An 18,448-nucleotide genomic window follows, 5' to 3' on the forward strand; every position below is an offset into this window, starting at 1 on the left:
TTAAGAAACATTGGATAACTATTATAATTTACTATATATACTTCTAATATTTCAAATAAATGTAAAATAGACTTTAACAGTATTATAATTGATTTCTGATAGAAAACAATAGTCAAATAATTAAGATCATAAAGTGACACACTTTGTCATTTTTATGACATTTCTATACATTGAATACGGTAAATTAATGGATATGGTAATATTAATAAGAATGATTATAATGTAGGAGGATTACAAGGTGCATAATAAAAATAATACAATCCTAGATATGATTAAGGGCAAAGAAGTTAAACACACACCTGTGTGGTTTATGCGTCAAGCTGGTAGATCTCAGCCTGAATATAGAAAATTGAAAGAGCAATACTCTTTATTTGAAATTACACATCAACCAGAATTATGTGCATATGTAACACATTTACCAGTAGATAACTATAATACGGATGCCGCGGTTTTATATAAAGACATCATGACACCGTTGCAACCGATAGGCGTTGATGTAGAAATTAAGTCTGGGATAGGTCCAGTAATTCATAATCCGATTAAAACTATTCAAGATGTTGAAAAATTAGAGGAAATTGATCCAAAACGAGACGTTCCATATGTATTAGATACAATAAAATTGTTAACTGAAGAAAAATTAAATGTGCCATTGATAGGTTTTACAGGTGCTCCATTTACATTAGCAAGCTATATGATTGAAGGTGGTCCTTCTAAGAATTATAATTTTACAAAGGCGATGATGTATAGTGATGAAGCAACATGGTTCGCACTTATGGATCATTTAGTTGATATGTCCATCACTTATACGACTGCCCAAATAGAAGCTGGTGCAGAAATTATCCAAGTATTTGATTCTTGGGTTGGTGCATTAAACGTACATGATTATAGATATTATATAAAGCCAGCAATGAAAAAGTTGATTAATGGAATTAAAGCGAAACATGATGTGCCAGTTATTTTATTTGGTGTAGGTGCAAGTCATTTAGTACATGAATGGAATGATTTACCAATAGATGTATTAGGTTTAGATTGGAGACTATCTATTAAGGAAGCTAATGATTTAAATATAACTAAAACCTTACAAGGAAATTTAGATCCTTCTTTACTGTTAGCACCTTGGGAAGTTATAGAAGCAAGACTAAAACCTATTTTAGATCAAGGTTTAGCTCATGGTAAACATATATTTAATTTAGGTCATGGTGTTTTTCCACAAGTTAAACCTGAAACTTTAAAAAGAATTACTACATTTGTTCACGAATATACACAAAGATAGTTAGACATAAATATAGTGAGCAAGATTTACAATTAATTATGTCATCTACATCTAAAAAATTTAAATAAAAGGATGATTTTAAAATGGCAAAAACAGTAGGCTTATTAGTAATGGCTTATGGTACACCTTATAAAGAAAGTGATATAGAAGCTTATTACACAGATATTAGACATGGAAAAAACCCTACAGAAGCAGAATTACAAGATTTAAAAGATAGATATAAATTTATTGGTGGTTTATCACCGCTCGCAGGCACTACGAATCGACAAGCTGAGGCTTTATGTTCAGAGCTGAATAATCAGTATACAGATGTTAATTTCAAGTTATATATAGGCTTGAAACACATACATCCATTTATCGAAGATGCTGTAAAAGCTATGAACAAAGAAGGCATAGAAGAAGCGGTTACTGTAGTACTCGCACCACATTATTCTAGTTTTTCAGTGGGCTCTTATAACAAACGTGCACAAGAAGAAGCAGATAAATATGGTATTACTTTAAAACATGTTGAACATTATTACCAACAACCTAAATTTATCCAATATTGGACTGAAAAGGTAAATGAAACTTTAGAGCAAATACCAAAAGAGGAACATGATGAGACAGTTTTAGTTGTATCAGCACACAGTTTACCCAAAGGTCTTATAGAAAAAAATAACGACCCATATCCAAACGAATTGCATGATACTGCTGAATTATTAAAAGCTAAATCAAACATCGCTCATGTAGCTGAAGGATGGCAATCGGAAGGTAATACAGGTACACCTTGGTTAGGACCTGATGTTCAAGATTTAACAAGAAATTTATACGAAAAATATAATTATAAAAACTTTATTTATACACCTGTAGGCTTTGTATGTGAACATTTGGAAGTACTATACGATAATGATTACGAATGTAAAATAATTTGTGATGAATTAGGAGTTAATTACTTCCGTCCAGCAATGCCTAATACAGATCCACTATTTATTGGTGCAATCGTTGATGAAATAAAAAATGTTTATTAAAGGAAGCGTGAATTACATTGACTAAGCGTATCGCAATTATTGGGGCAGGCATCACTGGTCTATCTAGTGCTTATTTTATAAAATCTAAACGACCTGATATCGATGTCACAATTTATGAATCTTCTAATAGAGTAGGCGGGAAAATTCAAACATACCGAAATGAAGGTTATACCATTGAATTAGGTCCAGAATCCTATTTAGGACGCAAACAAATTATGACAGATATAGCCAAAGACATAGGGCTTGAAGATCAACTCATTACTAATAAAACTGGGCAATCGTATATATATGCCAAAAACAAGCTCTATCCGATTCCTGGAGGTTCCATATTAGGAATACCGACTGACATCAAACCATTTCTAAAAACCAAATTAATTTCTCCGTTGGGTAAATTAAGAGCTGGAATGGATTTGTTTAAAAAAACAGTAGACATGAATAGCGATATGTCGGTAGGTAAGTTTTTTAGAACACGATTAGGTGACGAAGTGTTAGAAAATCTAATAGAACCATTGATGGGTGGTATTTATGGTACAAATATCGATGAGCTCAGTTTAATGAGTACTTTTCCTGAATTTAAAGAGAGAGAAGAACAATTTGGAAGCCTTATTAAAGGAATGCGATATGAGAAAGCTCAAAGAATCAAACAACGTGAACTTTATCCAGGTGCACCTAAGGGACAATTTAAACAGTTTAGACATGGATTGAGTTCATTTATAGAACATTTAAAAGACGATTTGGAAGCAAAAGGTGTTAATATTAAGTATCAAACCGCTGTTCGCGATATTACTGCTTCACAGAAAAAATATGAAATAAAAACAGACAACGAAAAGCATATTTATGATAGTGTTTTAGTTACAACGCCACATCAAAAATTCTTACAATGGTTTGGTAATGATCCTGCTTTCGATTATTTTAAAAACATGAATTCTACTACAGTAGCAACAGTTGTACTTGCATTTGACGAAACAAATATTATCAATAACTATGATGGCACAGGATTCGTTATTGCTCGTACAAGTGATACCAATATTACAGCTTGTACATGGACAAGTAAGAAATGGCCATTTACAACACCTGAAGGTAAAGTGTTAATTAGAGCTTATGTTGGTAAACCAGGTGATACTGTAGTTGACGATCACACAGACGAAGAAATCGTGAAAATCGTAAAAAAAGATTTGAGTAAAATGATGACCTTTAAAGGTGCACCTGATTTCAGTATTGTAAATCGTTTGCCAAAAAGTATGCCGCAATATCAAGTAGGACATATTGAACAAATTAAAGCGATACAATCACATATTAGAAATAATTATCCTAAATTACGTATTACCGGTGCATCATTTGAAGCTGTAGGGTTACCTGATTGCATAAAACAAGGTAAAGATGCAGTGGAAGAGATTTTAAATGAAATTTAAATAAATAATAAAAAGTCATTTTCTACTTGAGAATTTTTAATTATTGTAGAAATGGCTTTTTTTATTAAGATGAAAATTACAATACATGTGAAATATATGAGATACTTTAATAGTAATATTTGTAAAGTGGGGGACTGATTTATGACAGATATAGTAATAGTACACTCAAAGTTAGGTGATTCAACGAATCACTGGTATGAATGGTTAGCAAATAATCTTACCTTGGAAGGTTATGTAGTTACACTTTTTAATATTCCTGAAGAACAAAATAGTGATATACGTAAATGGATTAATGTTATGAATGAACAAATTCATATCCGTAAACAAGATACTTATTTTGTAACTCATGGTTTTGGTACAATTGCATCACTTGAATTTATCCAAAGTAAAAACTTAAGCAATATAGAAGGCTTATTTAGTATTTCAGGGTTTAAAGAGGATGCACAAGAGATTGATGAGTCGTTAAAATTAGATGATAAAATCATCGACTATGATAAAGTTAAAGAAAAAGTGAATGAATTTTATGGTTTGTGTGCAAAAGATGATAAACATGTTTCTTACAAAGAAACAAAGCGTTTAATGGACGCGTTAGATGGCAAGTGTAAAGTCACTGATTTTGGAGGACACTTCATGGAAGATGACGGTTTCACTACATTTACAAACTTGCAAAGTAAAATGATGGGTATTATGAGTAAATAGATTGGATAGTGATAAACATCGCGCATAGAGCAAGAAAAATAATTTCCATATTTTAATTATAAAGTGAATAACTCTTTATAGCTTGCCAACAATTCTGGTGAATAAACTTCGGCAAGCTATAAAAATAAATAAATTTGTGTCATTTCTCAACTAAAATTATAATATTATAGTTATATTCCGTTTTTACACAAAATACTTTAGTGAAAGCATTGACGAAAGTAATAAAAGTTTATATACTAAATAAGTATTCAGAAATGAGGTGGGCTTAACCACCAATTATGACATTTAATTTTTAATTAACAATTAATTATTTGTAAATTAATTTTAAAATAATGTTGATTTTGTAATGACATTATGGTATATTTGTTAGGTAGGCGTCATTAATAATATTAACGCGGGATGGAGCAGTTCGGTAGCTCGTCGGGCTCATAACCCGAAGGTCGGTGGTTCGAATCCGCCTCCCGCAATTACATAATTTGGTCTCGTAGTGTAGCGGTTAACACGCCTGCCTGTCACGCAGGAGATCGCGGGTTCGATTCCCGTCGAGACCGCCATTATGATTTTATCATTAGGGTTCAGTAGCTCAGTTGGTAGAGCAATGGATTGAAGCTCCATGTGTCGGCAGTTCGACTCTGTCCTGAACCATTTTATTTTTGGCGGTTGTGGCGAAGTGGTTAACGCATCGGATTGTGGTTCCGACATTCGTGGGTTCGATTCCCATCAACCGCCCCATAATCGTTAACAAGCGGGTGTAGTTTAATGGCAAAACCTCAGCCTTCCAAGCTGATGTTGTGGGTTCGATTCCCATCACCCGCTCCATTCAAATTAATCCACAGTAGCTCAGTGGTAGAGCTATCGGCTGTTAACCGATCGGTCGTAGGTTCGAGTCCTACCTGTGGAGCCATGGCCCCGTGGTCAAGCGGTTAAGACACCGCCCTTTCACGGCGGTAACACGGGTTCGAGTCCCGTCGGGGTCATACAAACAGAAGTGAAATATCGCTTCTGTTTTTTTAATTCTATATTGGAGAGTTGTCCGAGTTGGCCGAAGGAGCACGCCTGGAAAGTGTGTAGGCGCCACAAGCGTCTCGAGGGTTCGAATCCCTCACTCTCCGTTAATTACATAATTTGAGTTTTTCTAAAACACCGTAACCTTTGATATATTAGGGTTACGGTGTTTTTATTTTGCATAGGCTACTAATATTTTGGCCATTTCATGGTCAAGATGACCACAAAAAATACAATACTACGCCACTAACCAAAGCGTTGACCAATAAATGCTGTATTACATGTGGCGCAAGGCCTTCTAGTATTATTATTTTGTTATTGATAGATTATAAATCGTTGTTTAGCCACGTTCTTTTTTCAAAAAGGGGAGTGCCGTTTCTTTATTAGATGATTAATGATCCAAGTATTATGGTTTATCAATTTTAATTGCAATGTCTTCTAATTTATCTTTTACTTCTTTTAGAGTATGGCTCTCTGAAAAAGTGAAATGAAACGGGGTATTTTTGTTTGTTTTTGCATATATTGTTATTAAGTCATAATATAAGCCTTGCTCAATTTCGTATTTAATAAATTTCATTTTATTTTAACTCCTTCATCATATATAAAATTAAAAACGCTTACTTTTCCTTTTCATTTAACAAGATTTAAGTAAACGGAGAGTGAGGGATTCGAACCCACAATGGATGATTGCAATAAGATATTGAAAAGTGCTTTCGTAGAGAAAGTTATGTTTAAGCATTTGTTATTATCTGAAAATGAATTCGTTTTCATTATCATATCATCATAATTTGTGGTATACAATATAAATTATCACAATTTTATACATGATTTGATATCAATTAGTGTGAATATTAGTTTTGTATTATCAGTAGGTTACAAAACACGAATTTTTGGCTTCTCATAGTCATGCACTTATTCAATTTTTAAGATTTTGCTTTTTTGTATATAGCTCAATTTTATGTTTTGTTATTTTTTTGCTTATACGATAAAATAAGTTACTTTTTCGTTAACTTTTGTTTATGCTTTAAGTGCACTACTAAGTATTTATTTGAATTTATAAATTTTAATAGCTTATAATTCGTTCACTACAATTTAGGTTAAACACACAAGAAGATGCATCAACACTGTTAAAACAGAGTAAAAACGTTATAATAGTCAATGAGATGGAGGAATGACAGATTGGAATTTTGGTTGAAAACACAAGCAAAACAAAATGGAGATAAAATATTTATTGATGATGGTACCAATAAAATCACCTTTGCTTCAATGTATTACGAGGCAAGTCGATTAGCTTATCAAATAAAACAATTGAAAAAAAAACGTATAGGTATATATATAGAAAATCAAATTGAATCTATTACTTTGATTAATGCGTTGTGGCTAGCAGGTGTAGAAATAGTGATGCTAAACACGCGTTTAACCAAAGAAGAAATGCAAAATCAGTTATACTCTATTGAAACCGATACAGTTATTACTACTAACAATTTAATGTTACAAGATATAGCCATAATTGACTTTAATGAATTAAAAAAAGAGGTTTCTGACAACACGTATGAGGCTATATTCAATTTGGATCGAATTGCTTCAATTATGTTTACATCTGGAACAACTGGACCACAAAAAGCAGTTCCTCAAACATTTAGCAATCATTATGCAAGTGCAGTTGGCTGTAAAGAAAGTTTAGGATTTGATCAAGACACAAAATGGTTATCTGTGTTACCTATTTACCATATATCTGGTTTAAGTGTCATACTAAGAGCGCTTATGGAAGGTTTTACAGTACGTATTGCAGCGAAGTTCAATTCACAAGTAATTCTTGAAATAATCCAAAAAGAATTACCGACACATGTGTCATTGGTTCCGCAAACTTTAAAATGGTTAATTGATGAAGGTTTGGATCAACCATTTAATATACAAAAGATATTGTTGGGTGGGTCTAAACTTTCTAGTACATTAATTGAAAATGCTTTGAAATCAGAATTGCCGATTTATAATTCATTCGGAATGACTGAAACATGCTCTCAATTTTTAACAGCATCACCAAATATGTTAGCTAAGCGATATGATACTGTCGGAAAACCAAGTGAAAATGTTTTTGTTAAAATAAAAGACCCTAACGATCAAGGACATGGAGAACTGCTTATCAAGGGTGAAAATGTTATGAATGGGTATCTATATCCTGAGAATTTAATGGATACTTTTGAAAATGGCTATTTTAAAACGGGAGATATTGCAGAAATTGATGAAGATGGTTATGTAATGATTTATGACAGACGAAAAGATTTAATCATTAGCGGTGGCGAAAATATATATCCATATCAAATAGAATCTGTGGCAAAACTTCATGCATCAATTATTGATGCAATGTGTATTGGGGAACATGACAGTACATGGGGAGAAGTACCTTATTTATATTATGTTTCAAAAACAGAATTATCAAATGAAGAATTATTGGCACATTTTAAAACGCATATAGCGAAGTATAAAATCCCCAAATATTTTAAACATGTAACAGAATTACCTTATACATCAACAGGTAAATTGCAACGAAAACATTTAAGAAATTAGGCGTGAGCAATTATGAAATTGAGCGAAATGAAACTTTATATTTGTAATAATTATTTTAAGCATGCAATCGTTACTCCTAAAGTAAAAATGGACAAGCGTAAAGCACTTTTTGTTGAGTTTATAACTGATAAACATATACATTATTTTGGAGAGTGTAACGCTTTTGAAACAGATTGGTATGCAGATGAAACGATAGAAGTAGTTTATGACCAAGCAATAAAGTGGTTTGAAACATTTAAAAACCATGAGTTTGAACGCTTTTCGGATGTACAAAATGCACTTCAATGTTTGGAGATATATCCTGCTACACGAAGTATGATTGTGATGGCCTGTTATCAGGCTTTTTACGAATTAGAAACGTTTAATGTACCCTATGGTGCAACAGTTAGTGGTCTAACATATAAGCATATTTTCAACTTAAAAGTCACACAACCACATCGCATAAAAATAAAATGGTCTGAAAATATTTTAGAAGATGTAAAACAATTGAAGAGATTGCCATTTAAACCTCAGATCGTCATTGACGCTAATGAATCGGTTAAAAATAGTGAAGTTGAGAAAGTTATGCTCCTTTCAAGCAGCGATATACTTTATTTAGAAGAACCTTTTAAAGATATAGAAAAAGTAAATGATTTTAAAGATTCTGAATTACCTCCTATAGCTATTGATGAGAAGGCAGTATCATTGAAAGCAATTTTATATTATGTTGAAAATTATAAAATTGATGTTGTGGTATTAAAACCATTCAGACTAGGTGGCATTGATAAAGTCTTGGAAATAATTGAAATATTAGAACAAAAACATGTGAAATTTGTCATTGGTGGTATGTATGAATATGGATTAAGTCGTTATTTTACAGCTTTATTAGCACGGTATGCTACTTATCCAAGCGATATTACACCACACGGATTTTATTTTGAAAATGATATTGTAGCGCATTCGGGCATATTAAAAAGAGGCTCAATTTATTTTGAACCTCCTTTTGTAAACAAGTTTAATTTAACTCAGATTAATTAATGTTTATGCTTTTTATCTTTTTTTAAAGGTACTGGATCAAATCCACCTTTATGGAGTGGATGACATTTTGAAATACGTTTAACACCTAACCAAGTACCTTTGATGGGTCCGAAAACTTCTATGGCTTCTCTAGTATATTCAGAACAAGTGGGGTAAAAACGACAAGTAGCCGGGGTCATCGGAGAAATGAAATGTTGATATATATAGATAAGTCCTAGAAAGATTTTTTTCATAAAATTTTGCCTCCAACAATTTACATAGCAATGATAGTTTAACATATATAAATGGAGTTTGATGTTTGTGAAGTTTAAAGATAAAGAAAATGATGATGTCTATTTATCATTTAAGGATGAAAATGACATCCCAGATGGTGATCATGTCTTGGTTATTCCTATATATCAAGGACAATTGCTTTTCACCAAACATAAATTAAGGGGCATAGAATTTCCAGGAGGCAAAAGAGAAGAAGGAGAATCGAGTGAACAAGCGTGTGAAAGGGAATTGTTTGAAGAAACAGGGGCGCTTATAAATATTAAAGACAAACATTATATTGCTCAATATTGTGTTAATCGTCAAAATGGTATACCGTTCACAAAAGATGTTTTTATGGTTAAAGTAGATCGATTACAAACAAAAAATGATTATTTAGAAACTGACGGACCATTAATTTTCAATAGTATTTCAGACATTGCAGAAGAACGTAAAAGTTATTTATTGAAGGATACTGCAATCTTACAATGTTTAGAGAGAGTGATCGAGCTTGGATTTTATGCATAAAAAAAGAATGCCTATAGAAGTACCTGACCATATTTTTGAAGAAGTCACTTATAAAGTAGATGGCATTAATGTTAGAGGTTTATTAATGCAACCACATAAAAGTGTAAAGCGAATTGTTGTATATTTGCGAGGTGGTAAAGGGCAAGTCGGTAAAGTAAGAGCAGGGCGACTAATGCAATTTTCAGATGCGCAAACACTTGTATTTGGACCGTATTATAGAGGTAACAATGGTAGTGAAGGCAAAGATGAATTTTATGGTAGAGATTTAAATGATGTTACGGTTGCTATTCGAATATTAAATACACTTTATCCAGAAGCTTGTATTCATATGATAGGCTTTTCTAGAGGTGGATTACAGGGGTTACTTACATTTCAGGATTTGCCTATAGCTAGTTATATTATTTGGGGTGGTGTGTCCGATATTCGTCTCATGTACGAGGAAAGAATAGATTTAAGAGGTATGTTGAGAAGGATGGTTGGACATCCAAAGAAAAAAGAAAAAGCATATAAGCAAAGAGATGCGTTAATTAATATACATGCCGATAGTCCTCCAATACTTATAGTACATGGAGGGAAAGATAAACAAGTTGGGATTCACCAAGCCTATTATTTGGAAACACAATTGAAACATATTGGCACAACTTATCAAACATTTTATCAAATGGATGAAGGCCATGTACCAAGGCCATTTGCGATGAAAAAAGCATTATCTACAGTTAAACAATGGATGGTAAAAGTGGAAAAAAATAAAACAGTCACTAATAAAGCACATGGACCACAATTGTAATGTGGTCCATGTGCTTTATTTAGTATTTTATTTAAAATCCGCCGTTTTGTGCTAAATCAGAAACTTCATCGCCAAATTTTTCGAAATTATGTTTAAATCTGTCTTTTAAATCTTGCGCTTGTTCTCTATATGCCTCTGGCTTACTCCAAGCATTTATAGGATTTAGTAATGTTTGAGGTACATCATCAACTTCCACTGGTATATTTAATCCAAACATGTCATCTTGAATATACTCTGTATCTCTTAACTGACCAGTAATTGCCTGATTAACCATTTGTCTCGTATAATTTAAGCTAATACGGCGTCCTGTGCCATATTTACCACCAGTCCAACCGGTATTTACTAAGTATACATCTACATCGTGTTTATCTATTAAGTTGCCTAGCAAGTCTGCATAAACTTTTGCGTGTAATGGTAAGAAAGGTGAACCGAAACATGTTGAGAAAGATGGTTCAGGTTCAGTTATACCTCTTTCTGTTCCTGCAAGTTTAGCTGTGAATCCACTTAAAAAGTGATACATTGCTTGATCTTTGCTGAGTTTTGAGATAGGTGGTAACACACCAAAAGCGTCAGCAGTTAAGAAAATAATCGTATTTGGATGTGCTGCTTTGGAAGGTGTAACGATATTATCTATATGATTGATTGGATAAGCGGCTCTCGTATTTTCAGTATAATAGTTATCATCAAAGTCGACATCGCCTTCTTCATCTACAACAACGTTTTCTAAAATCGTACCGTATTTAATTGCTTCATAAATTTGAGGTTCCTTTTTGTAAGAAAGGTTGATTGCTTTTGCGTAACAGCCACCTTCGATATTAAAAATACCATTTTCATTCCATCCGTGTTCATCATCACCAATTAACTTTCGAGTTGAATCTGCTGAAAGCGTGGTTTTACCTGTTCCAGAAAGTCCAAAGAATAGAGCTACGTCACCTTTTTCACCAACGTTTGCGGAGCAGTGCATACTCATAATATTATCTTTAGGTAGTAAGTAGTTCATTACGGAGAAGATACCTTTTTTCATTTCACCAGCGTATTCTGTTCCACCGATTAAAATGACTTTGTGTTTAAATGAAGTAATAATAAATGTTTCTGAATTTGTACCATCTTTACTTGGATCAGCTTTAAAATATGGTGCCGATACAATAGTAAAGTCAGATTTGATTTCTTCTGCTTCTTCTTTTGTTTCAGGACGAATAAACATATTTTGTGCGAATAGATTATGCCAAGCCAATTCATTTACAACTGTTAGTTTAAGTTGTGAATCTTGATCACTACCGGCATATCCTTTAAATACATATAATTCATCTTTTTCATTTAGATAATTTAATACCTTATCATATAACTTTAAAAATGTGTCCTCTTCAATAGGTTGATTGATATTTCCCCAATCAATGTCATCTCTGTATGATGGTTCATTAACAATAAACTTATCTTTCGGTGAACGACCAGTGTATTTACCTGTTTTAGCGTTAATTGCACCTAGTTCGGTTAATTCTCCTTCATTGTTATTAAGAATTTTCTTATACAACTGTGTTGTGGATTGTTGAAATAATGAAGACTTCTTGTCCAAAATATTTTGGACTTTTTTTGTGTAAGTGTATGTATCTACCGCCATAATAAATCCCTCCAACGCTATTAAATTAATGTAAGCCTTTACAATTACAGAGTATAACACATATGATTGATTAGTCCACACCATTTTTAAAGGAAATTAAATAAATATCAAATTGACATTACTACTTAGTTTCGGTACTATAGTGATTAACGGATTCTCTTATCCTGAGTGGCGGAGGGACATGGACCCAATGAAGCCCAGCAACCTCTTCTTACAATGAAGAAAGGTGCCAAACCGTTTGCGGACAAATAGCGTCTGAACGATAAGAGCGAATGGACGTATAAGGGCCTTCTCTCTATTCATATAGTGAAGAAGGCTTTTTTTAATGAGCTCAATCAAAGAGAATTTTCGTAATCAAAGACAAAGGAGCAAGTTAATTTATGACTTATAATAGAAGATTATTTACTTCAGAATCGGTTACAGAAGGGCACCCAGATAAAATCGCTGACCAAGTGTCTGATGCAATTTTAGATGAAATTTTGAAAGACGATCCTAATGCGCGGGTTGCTTGTGAAACAACGGTAACTACAGGTATGGCATTAATTTCCGGAGAGATTTCTACTGCTACTTATGTAGATATACCTAAAGTTGTAAGAGAAACAATTAAAAATATCGGATATACACGTGCGAAATATGGATATGATAGCCAAACCATGGCTATATTAACAGCAATTGATGAGCAATCACCTGATATTGCACAAGGTGTCGATAATGCTTTAGAATATCGTGACAATTTATCAGAAGAAGAAATTGAAGCAACTGGTGCTGGTGACCAAGGTTTAATGTTTGGTTATGCGACGAATGAAACGGATACTTATATGCCGTTACCAATATTTTTATCGCATCAATTAGCTAAACGATTATCAGATGTGCGAAAAGATAATATTTTAAAATATTTGCGCCCAGATGGAAAAGTTCAAGTAACAGTGGAATATGATGAGCAAGATAAACCACATCGTATAGATACAATTGTCGTTTCAGCTCAACATGCAGAAGATACTACTTTAGAACAAATTCAAGCTGATATCAAAGAACATGTTATATATCCAACAGTACCTGAAGGATTAATCGATGAAAATACAAGATTTTATATTAATCCGACTGGACGATTTGTAATCGGCGGACCCCAAGGTGATGTTGGTTTAACAGGTCGTAAGATTATCGTAGATACATATGGTGGCTATGCACGTCATGGAGGAGGTTGTTTTAGCGGGAAAGATCCTACAAAAGTAGATCGCTCAGCTACTTATGCTGCTCGTTACGTAGCCAAAAATATTGTTGCTGCTGATTTAGCTGATAAATGTGAAGTTCAACTCGCTTATGCAATTGGTGTAGCGGAACCAGTTTCGATTGCGATAGATACTTTTGGAACAGGAAAGGTAAGTGAAACAGAACTAGTAGAGGCTGTTAGAGAACACTTTGATTTAAGACCAGCAGGCATTATTAAAATGTTAGATTTAAAACATCCAATTTATAAACAAACGGCTGCGTATGGCCACTTTGGACGAACAGATATACTGTTACCATGGGAAAAATTAGATAAAGTTAATTTATTAAAAGATAGCGTAGAAATATAAGCGCGAAGTATTTATTTTTTAACTTTACTATCGAATGATGAGCTCATATCTATTATAATTAAGTTACTGAACACATAAAGGAGCGTTGTTGTTATGAATTCATTTGGCCCGATAGAAATAGGTTTAATCGTGGCAATAGTCGTAGCAGTTATTTGTTTAATCCTATTTTTAGTTGCTTTGAAAAGTAAGAAAAAAGCACAGCAAACCATCGAGGAGCAATATAAATCAAGAGAACAAAAACTTAGCGATGAACATGATGAAGAGTTAGAAAAAGAAAGAATTGAAAATAAAAAGCAAGTTACTAAACAAAAAGAGGACTACGAAGCTACAGTAAATGCGAAAGATCAAGAAATAGATGCATTGAAACTTTTCTCTAAAAATAAAAGTGAGTACGTAACGGATATGAGATTAATTGGTATTCGTGAGCGTCTAGTTAATGAGAAACGCATTCGACCAGAAGATATGCATATCATGGCAAATATTTTCTTACCTAAAAATAACTTCAGTGATATACGTCGTATAAGTCATTTAGTACTTACGCGTACAGGACTATATCTCATTGATTCTCAGTTGTTAAAAGGTCATGTGTTTAATGGCATTAATGCTAACCAATTCAAAGAACAACCGATGATGGAACAAGTGTTTGACACGTTAAACCTTGATAAACAAACGGCACAAACATTAGTAATGGATCAAAATGATGATAAAGATTCTTTATCATTTGTGAATTATACAAATTATTTAAATGAAATTGAAAAACTAGCTGGTGAATTACAAACAGAGTTAAACTTGAAGTTCACACCGACATCAATCCTATATTTCAACCCTAAAGATGAAGGTGCTGTGACTATTTCAAATTATGCACAAAGTACCAATTCTAAAGTGTTAGTTGGACCAGAACAACTTGATGAATACTTTAATAAGTTTGTTTTTCATGGTCGTATCCAGTACAATGTTGAAGATTTACAACGTGTGATGGATGAAATTGAAACATTTAACTAATAAAGTATCAAGAATATAAATCTAGATACAATAGGCTCATAAATAAATTTTTTGAAAATTTATTTATGGGCTTTTTTTTATATCAAAATTTTATACGTATTAGCTTGTATTTCTTTAACACAAGCTTCAATTTATCGTGTTTCAGTTTTACTTGCGTAACAGTAGTAGTGTATCCAATACACTATTTATTAATGTTATTCTAATTATGTACAACACCATAGAGGCATGAATCTTAGAATAAATGTGCTTAAACTAAATTTTTAAGATGTTTTTGTTTAAGTAAAGTGATTAAAGATATTTTAGTCTTTTAAGTCTATATTTTTTAAGTTTTAGTCGAAAATTAATGACATAAATAACTATTTTAAACAAATTATTTAAAATTTAGGCATTTTAATTTAATAGTTTGCCAATTTTGATTATTATTATAGTTAGTTTAATAGTAAAGGGGAGCTCAAATTTGGAATTTGTAACTTTTTATAATGGTAATGAAATGCCTATCATAGGTTTAGGTACTTTCCGAGTTGAAAATAATGATGAATGTAAGAAGGCAGTTAAACATGCAATTGAAAATGGATATAGACATATTGATACTGCAATGATATACGAAAATGAAGAAATGGTTGGACAGGGTATTGCAGAAGGATTAGCTTCTACAGGTTTAGATAGAAGCGATCTTTTTATTACATCTAAATTATGGCTCGATGATTACGGTCGTAATAATGTAGCTGAAGCTTATGAGACTAGTTTAAGTAAACTTGGATTAGATTATTTAGATTTATATTTAATGCATTGGCCAGGTCTAGATGAAGCATTAATGATAGATACTTGGCAAGGTATGGAAGATTTGTATAAAAATGATAAAGTTAAAAATATTGGTGTTAGTAATTTCAATGCAGAACATTTAGAAGCATTATTAGCTCAAGTTTCGATTAAGCCTGTAATTAATCAAGTTGAATTTCATCCTTATCTCACTCAGTCAGAATTGAGAAGATATTTAGAAGTTCAGAATATACATGCAGAATCATGGTCACCATTAATGAATGCACAGATTTTAGAAGATGATACAGTTAAGGCGATAGCATCAGAAATTAATAAAACACCTGCACAAGTTATAATTAGATGGAATATTGAACATGATGTAGTGGTGATACCTAAATCTGTCACACCAACTAGAATTGAAGAAAATTTAAATGTATTTGATTTTGAGTTAACTAAAGCACACATAGAGCGATTAGATAGTTTAAACGAAGATAAAAGAATAGGCCCAAATCCTTCAGAATATAGTGGCCATTAAAATCAGAAATAAAATATTGAAAAAGACCGTAAGTATAGTGGTTTATAACTATATCTACGGTCTTTTGTTATGTAAGTATGTGAGTTAAATCATTAAATATCCTAATAAACATGCGACGAAGGACACTACATATTGTAAAATTGAATAAACAATAAAGTGAAATACGTGCTTGTTTACTGTTAACATTTGAACTAACTCTGATGACAAAGTTGAAAAAGTTGTTAGTCCACCTAGAACGCCAACAATTAAAAATGCGTTAATCCAAGAAATATTTAAAGTAAGTCCCATGAGCAAACCAATCAAAAAACTACCTAAAATATTTACGACAGGTGTTGCAATAGGTAATGTACTATCAATTTTATTGTTAAAGAAGTTAGTAACAACAGCACGAATAACTGCGCCTATTCCGCCACCTAACATAACTAAAAATATTTGACTCATGATAAACGTTCCCCCATTTTAACTCCGACATAACAAACCCATATACCTATGATGTAACTGAGTAAAGCATAGGTTATGAACATTACATATGCTTGTTGTTGTAATATGCCGACAAGCTCGAATTGAAACGTTGAAAAAGTGGTAAGCGCACCAAGAAACCCAGAAGTCATTCCTTTTTTAAGTAGTGGACTGTTTCTAAAATACTGTATCGCTAAGGAACCTAACAAGCCCATTAAAAATGCACCTATAATATTTGCAATAAACGTGCCAGATGGAAATCCATCAGTAGTATTTAAAAAAGATAATAGATAACGAATGAATGCACCAAGGGCACCGCCAATAAAAATATATAAATATTGCACGATGATTTCTTCCTTTCAAAAAAATAAACTACAAAAGTAGTATAACTTTTGTAGTAAAAATTAGAAAATAATACCAAATGTTGAAAGAGAAGCTATAATATGAATTGCGATCACAATTAATATGATATAAGGTAAAATTTTACTAACTGGTCGAATCCAGCCTGAATCTTCATGTAAATGCTTAATAGATTTATCAGAAAAGATAATAGCAATTATTAAAATAATAGCATTGATAATACTACAAACAAAAATAAGTTTAATCATTGAATTAAAGTGCATATTTAATAGAGGGTTTCTAGTATTAAAATAAAAGCTAATAATAATTAAAATGCATGATAAATAAAAATAAAGTTTTGAACGTGCCATAATAACCTCCTAATGCAATTCATTATGTAATAATACCATAAATTAACTTAAAGTTAACTAAATTTACAATAAGAAAAAAATTTAATGAATAATAATATAGCTTATAAGGCCTGTCTATAGTGAATCTAGAGAAATTATCAATTATTGTATTTTTAATAAGCCATCATCTATAAGCAGAAAAATAGAATTTATGAAATAAAGGTGGTATAAATAAAGTGTATGGTTTAAACCGTTATAAAAATAATTCTTTATAGAATTATTTATTTTAGTCAGGAGGAATTAGTAATGGCAAATTTAAATGTTGAAGTGTTTGCAGATGGTGCAGATATTGAAGAAATGAAAGCTGCTTATAAAAATAAACAAGTAGATGGGTTTACTACAAACCCAAGTTTAATGGCAAAAGCAGGTGTAACAGATTATAAAGCATTTGCTGAAGAAGCTGTGCGTGAAATTCCTGATGCTTCAATTTCATTTGAAGTATTTGCAGATGATTTAGAAACAATGGAAAAAGAAGCAGAAATTTTAAAACAATATGGAGATAATGTTTTTGTTAAAATTCCAATTGTAAACACTAAAGGCGAATCAACTATTTCTCTAATTAAAAAATTATCAGCAAACAATGTTCGTTTAAACATTACTGCTGTTTATACATTAGATCAAGTTAAAGAAATTACTGACGCTGTAACTGAAGGTGTGCCAACTTATGTTTCTGTATTTGCTGGACGTATTGCAGATACAGGTGTAGACCCAATTCCATTGATGAAAGAAGCGGTTGAGGTTACACACAGTAAAAAAGGTGTGAAATTATTATGGGCAAGTTGTCGTGAAGTCATCAACGTTATCCAAGCTGATGAAATTGGTGCTGATATTATTACATGTCCTGCAGATGTAGTTAAAAAAGTGAATAATAATTTAGGACGTGACGTTAACGAATTATCAGTAGATACAGTCAAAGGCTTTGCGAAAGACATCCAAAGTTCTGGACTTTCTATTTTATAATCGTAAGCTCAGTAAGTTCATTTCTGGGTTAATGCTAATCTAAGAGAAAAACACTTTCGTAGAATTCATCGCTTAATGAATTGATACGGAAGTGTTTTAATTTTTATCAACATTGCTGACACACTGTAAAATTTAAAGTCCGGTTGTTGAAATAATGACGATGAGTGCACAGAAAAGTTGTATTAAATAATACATTGTTGAGTTGATTTGAGTTAATTGAGTTTTCTGGTCACAATGGAAACAA

General features: G+C 32.2%; 18 protein-coding genes, 8 tRNA genes and 1 riboswitch. Of the genes, 20 read left to right on the forward strand and 6 right to left on the reverse strand.

The window, feature by feature from the left end; all coding sequences use genetic code 11:
• The first annotated feature begins 238 nt into the window (after positions 1 to 238).
• From hemE to FYJ81_RS00355, 12 genes are all read left to right on the forward strand, one after another.
• Complete coding sequence (gene hemE, locus FYJ81_RS00300; RefSeq protein WP_107385221.1) at positions 239 to 1,273, forward strand: uroporphyrinogen decarboxylase; 1,035 nt, start codon at positions 239 to 241, stop codon at positions 1,271 to 1,273.
• A gap of 83 nt (positions 1,274 to 1,356) precedes the next feature.
• Positions 1,357 to 2,280, forward strand: a complete 924-nt coding sequence (gene hemH / locus FYJ81_RS00305; RefSeq protein ID WP_107385220.1) for a ferrochelatase — start codon at positions 1,357 to 1,359, stop codon at positions 2,278 to 2,280.
• A gap of 17 nt (positions 2,281 to 2,297) precedes the next feature.
• Positions 2,298 to 3,692, forward strand: coding sequence for a protoporphyrinogen oxidase (gene hemY, locus FYJ81_RS00310; RefSeq protein WP_107385219.1), 1,395 nt, complete (start codon positions 2,298 to 2,300; stop codon positions 3,690 to 3,692).
• Positions 3,693 to 3,833: 141 nt separating this feature from the next.
• Positions 3,834 to 4,391 (forward strand): alpha/beta hydrolase, encoded by a 558-nt coding sequence (locus tag FYJ81_RS00315; protein ID WP_107385218.1) that lies wholly within the window; start codon positions 3,834 to 3,836, stop codon positions 4,389 to 4,391.
• A gap of 393 nt (positions 4,392 to 4,784) precedes the next feature.
• Positions 4,785 to 4,858 (forward strand) — tRNA-Met (locus tag FYJ81_RS00320).
• Positions 4,859 to 4,869: 11 nt separating this feature from the next.
• Positions 4,870 to 4,945: transfer RNA gene (locus FYJ81_RS00325), tRNA-Asp, on the forward strand.
• A gap of 18 nt (positions 4,946 to 4,963) precedes the next feature.
• Positions 4,964 to 5,036: transfer RNA gene (locus tag FYJ81_RS00330), tRNA-Phe, on the forward strand.
• Positions 5,037 to 5,047: 11 nt separating this feature from the next.
• Positions 5,048 to 5,123, forward strand: a tRNA-His gene (locus tag FYJ81_RS00335).
• Between the two features lie 13 nt (positions 5,124 to 5,136).
• Positions 5,137 to 5,210, forward strand: a tRNA-Gly gene (locus FYJ81_RS00340).
• A 10-nt stretch (positions 5,211 to 5,220) separates the two neighbouring features.
• A tRNA-Asn gene (locus FYJ81_RS00345) sits at positions 5,221 to 5,295 on the forward strand.
• Between the two features lies 1 nt (position 5,296).
• Positions 5,297 to 5,368: transfer RNA gene (locus FYJ81_RS00350), tRNA-Glu, on the forward strand.
• Between the two features lie 46 nt (positions 5,369 to 5,414).
• A tRNA-Ser gene (locus FYJ81_RS00355) sits at positions 5,415 to 5,503 on the forward strand.
• Between the two features lie 299 nt (positions 5,504 to 5,802).
• Here the strand turns inward: FYJ81_RS00355 and FYJ81_RS12970 are convergent.
• Complete coding sequence (locus FYJ81_RS12970; protein ID WP_181187705.1) at positions 5,803 to 5,973, reverse strand: hypothetical protein; 171 nt, start codon at positions 5,971 to 5,973, stop codon at positions 5,803 to 5,805.
• A gap of 602 nt (positions 5,974 to 6,575) precedes the next feature.
• Here FYJ81_RS12970 and menE point away from each other — a divergent pair.
• Together menE and menC are read left to right on the forward strand one after the other, a co-directional pair.
• Positions 6,576 to 7,964 (forward strand): o-succinylbenzoate--CoA ligase, encoded by a 1,389-nt coding sequence (gene menE / locus FYJ81_RS00360; protein WP_107384993.1) that lies wholly within the window; start codon positions 6,576 to 6,578, stop codon positions 7,962 to 7,964.
• 12 nt (positions 7,965 to 7,976) lie between these two features.
• A complete protein-coding gene (gene menC, locus FYJ81_RS00365) occupies positions 7,977 to 8,981 on the forward strand; it encodes an o-succinylbenzoate synthase (RefSeq protein WP_107384994.1) in 1,005 nt (334 codons plus the stop codon).
• Here menC and yidD read toward each other — a convergent pair.
• Complete coding sequence (gene yidD / locus FYJ81_RS00370) at positions 8,978 to 9,214, reverse strand: membrane protein insertion efficiency factor YidD (protein ID WP_206748476.1); 237 nt, start codon at positions 9,212 to 9,214, stop codon at positions 8,978 to 8,980. The two genes, menC and yidD, sit on opposite strands and share 4 nt — an antisense overlap.
• 61 nt (positions 9,215 to 9,275) lie before the next feature.
• On the opposite strand from yidD, the gene ytkD reads away from it, so the two are divergent.
• Positions 9,276 to 9,758 (forward strand): RNA deprotection pyrophosphohydrolase, encoded by a 483-nt coding sequence (ytkD, locus tag FYJ81_RS00375; RefSeq protein ID WP_107384996.1) that lies wholly within the window; start codon positions 9,276 to 9,278, stop codon positions 9,756 to 9,758.
• Positions 9,742 to 10,545: an alpha/beta hydrolase family protein gene (locus FYJ81_RS00380; protein ID WP_182475043.1), complete on the forward strand. Its 804-nt coding sequence runs from the start codon at positions 9,742 to 9,744 to the stop codon at positions 10,543 to 10,545. The genes ytkD and FYJ81_RS00380 overlap by 17 nt, the downstream gene beginning before the upstream one ends.
• Positions 10,546 to 10,576: 31 nt before the next feature.
• Here the strand turns inward: FYJ81_RS00380 and pckA are convergent, their stop codons facing one another.
• The gene (gene pckA / locus FYJ81_RS00385; protein WP_107384997.1) at positions 10,577 to 12,163 is read right to left on the reverse strand and encodes a phosphoenolpyruvate carboxykinase (ATP); all 1,587 of its coding nucleotides are present in this window, start codon (positions 12,161 to 12,163) and stop codon (positions 10,577 to 10,579) included.
• Positions 12,164 to 12,319: 156 nt separating this feature from the next.
• Positions 12,320 to 12,432, forward strand: a riboswitch (SAM riboswitch).
• Positions 12,433 to 12,543: 111 nt separating this feature from the next.
• On the opposite strand from pckA, the gene metK reads away from it, so the two are divergent.
• The 3 genes from metK to FYJ81_RS00400 all read left to right on the forward strand — a co-directional run bounded on the left by metK (position 12,544) and on the right by FYJ81_RS00400 (position 16,036).
• On the forward strand, positions 12,544 to 13,740 hold the full coding sequence (metK, locus tag FYJ81_RS00390) for a methionine adenosyltransferase (protein WP_107384998.1): 1,197 nt from the start codon (positions 12,544 to 12,546) through the stop codon (positions 13,738 to 13,740).
• A gap of 93 nt (positions 13,741 to 13,833) precedes the next feature.
• Positions 13,834 to 14,742, forward strand: a complete 909-nt coding sequence (locus tag FYJ81_RS00395; protein ID WP_019468065.1) for a nuclease-related domain-containing protein — start codon at positions 13,834 to 13,836, stop codon at positions 14,740 to 14,742.
• Between the two features lie 457 nt (positions 14,743 to 15,199).
• Entirely contained in the window at positions 15,200 to 16,036 is an 837-nt protein-coding gene (locus FYJ81_RS00400; protein WP_107385361.1) for an aldo/keto reductase, read from the forward strand.
• Between the two features lie 84 nt (positions 16,037 to 16,120).
• Here FYJ81_RS00400 and FYJ81_RS00405 read toward each other — a convergent pair whose 3' ends face one another.
• The 3 genes from FYJ81_RS00405 to FYJ81_RS00415 are packed head-to-tail and all read right to left on the reverse strand — an operon-like array spanning position 16,121 to position 17,205.
• Positions 16,121 to 16,477, reverse strand: coding sequence for a fluoride efflux transporter FluC (locus FYJ81_RS00405; protein ID WP_107385360.1), 357 nt, complete (start codon positions 16,475 to 16,477; stop codon positions 16,121 to 16,123).
• Positions 16,474 to 16,839: a fluoride efflux transporter CrcB gene (gene crcB, locus FYJ81_RS00410; protein ID WP_107385359.1), complete on the reverse strand. Its 366-nt coding sequence runs from the start codon at positions 16,837 to 16,839 to the stop codon at positions 16,474 to 16,476. Before crcB ends, FYJ81_RS00405 begins: the two co-directional genes overlap by 4 nt.
• A 60-nt stretch (positions 16,840 to 16,899) precedes the next feature.
• On the reverse strand, positions 16,900 to 17,205 hold the full coding sequence (locus FYJ81_RS00415; RefSeq protein WP_107521381.1) for a hypothetical protein: 306 nt from the start codon (positions 17,203 to 17,205) through the stop codon (positions 16,900 to 16,902).
• A 285-nt stretch (positions 17,206 to 17,490) separates the two neighbouring features.
• Between FYJ81_RS00415 and FYJ81_RS00420 the strand changes: the two genes are divergently transcribed.
• On the forward strand, positions 17,491 to 18,204 hold the full coding sequence (locus tag FYJ81_RS00420) for a transaldolase (RefSeq protein WP_107384755.1): 714 nt from the start codon (positions 17,491 to 17,493) through the stop codon (positions 18,202 to 18,204).
• Positions 18,205 to 18,448: the final 244 nt, after the last annotated feature.

Origin of the sequence: Staphylococcus sp. McC-251-APC-3A2 (genome assembly GCF_009695665.1) — a bacterium.
Lineage (GTDB): Bacteria > Bacillota > Bacilli > Staphylococcales > Staphylococcaceae > Staphylococcus > Staphylococcus cohnii.

Excerpts from the sequence above, each read along its gene's own strand:
- hemH (WP_107385220.1), top strand. The coding sequence starts at position 1,357 with ATGGCAAAAACAGTAGGCTTATTAGTAATGGCTTATGGTACACCTTAT.
- FYJ81_RS00415 (WP_107521381.1), bottom strand. The coding sequence starts at position 17,205 with ATGGCACGTTCAAAACTTTATTTTTATTTATCATGCATTTTAATTATT.
- ytkD (WP_107384996.1), top strand. The coding sequence starts at position 9,276 with ATGTTTGTGAAGTTTAAAGATAAAGAAAATGATGATGTCTATTTATCA.
- FYJ81_RS00420 (WP_107384755.1), top strand. The coding sequence starts at position 17,491 with ATGGCAAATTTAAATGTTGAAGTGTTTGCAGATGGTGCAGATATTGAA.
- yidD (WP_206748476.1), bottom strand. The coding sequence starts at position 9,214 with ATGAAAAAAATCTTTCTAGGACTTATCTATATATATCAACATTTCATT.
- FYJ81_RS00315 (WP_107385218.1), top strand. The coding sequence starts at position 3,834 with ATGACAGATATAGTAATAGTACACTCAAAGTTAGGTGATTCAACGAAT.
- FYJ81_RS12970 (WP_181187705.1), bottom strand. The coding sequence starts at position 5,973 with ATGAAATTTATTAAATACGAAATTGAGCAAGGCTTATATTATGACTTA.
- pckA (WP_107384997.1), bottom strand. The coding sequence starts at position 12,163 with ATGGCGGTAGATACATACACTTACACAAAAAAAGTCCAAAATATTTTG.
- metK (WP_107384998.1), top strand. The coding sequence starts at position 12,544 with ATGACTTATAATAGAAGATTATTTACTTCAGAATCGGTTACAGAAGGG.
- FYJ81_RS00395 (WP_019468065.1), top strand. The coding sequence starts at position 13,834 with ATGAATTCATTTGGCCCGATAGAAATAGGTTTAATCGTGGCAATAGTC.
- FYJ81_RS00405 (WP_107385360.1), bottom strand. The coding sequence starts at position 16,477 with ATGAGTCAAATATTTTTAGTTATGTTAGGTGGCGGAATAGGCGCAGTT.
- menC (WP_107384994.1), top strand. The coding sequence starts at position 7,977 with ATGAAATTGAGCGAAATGAAACTTTATATTTGTAATAATTATTTTAAG.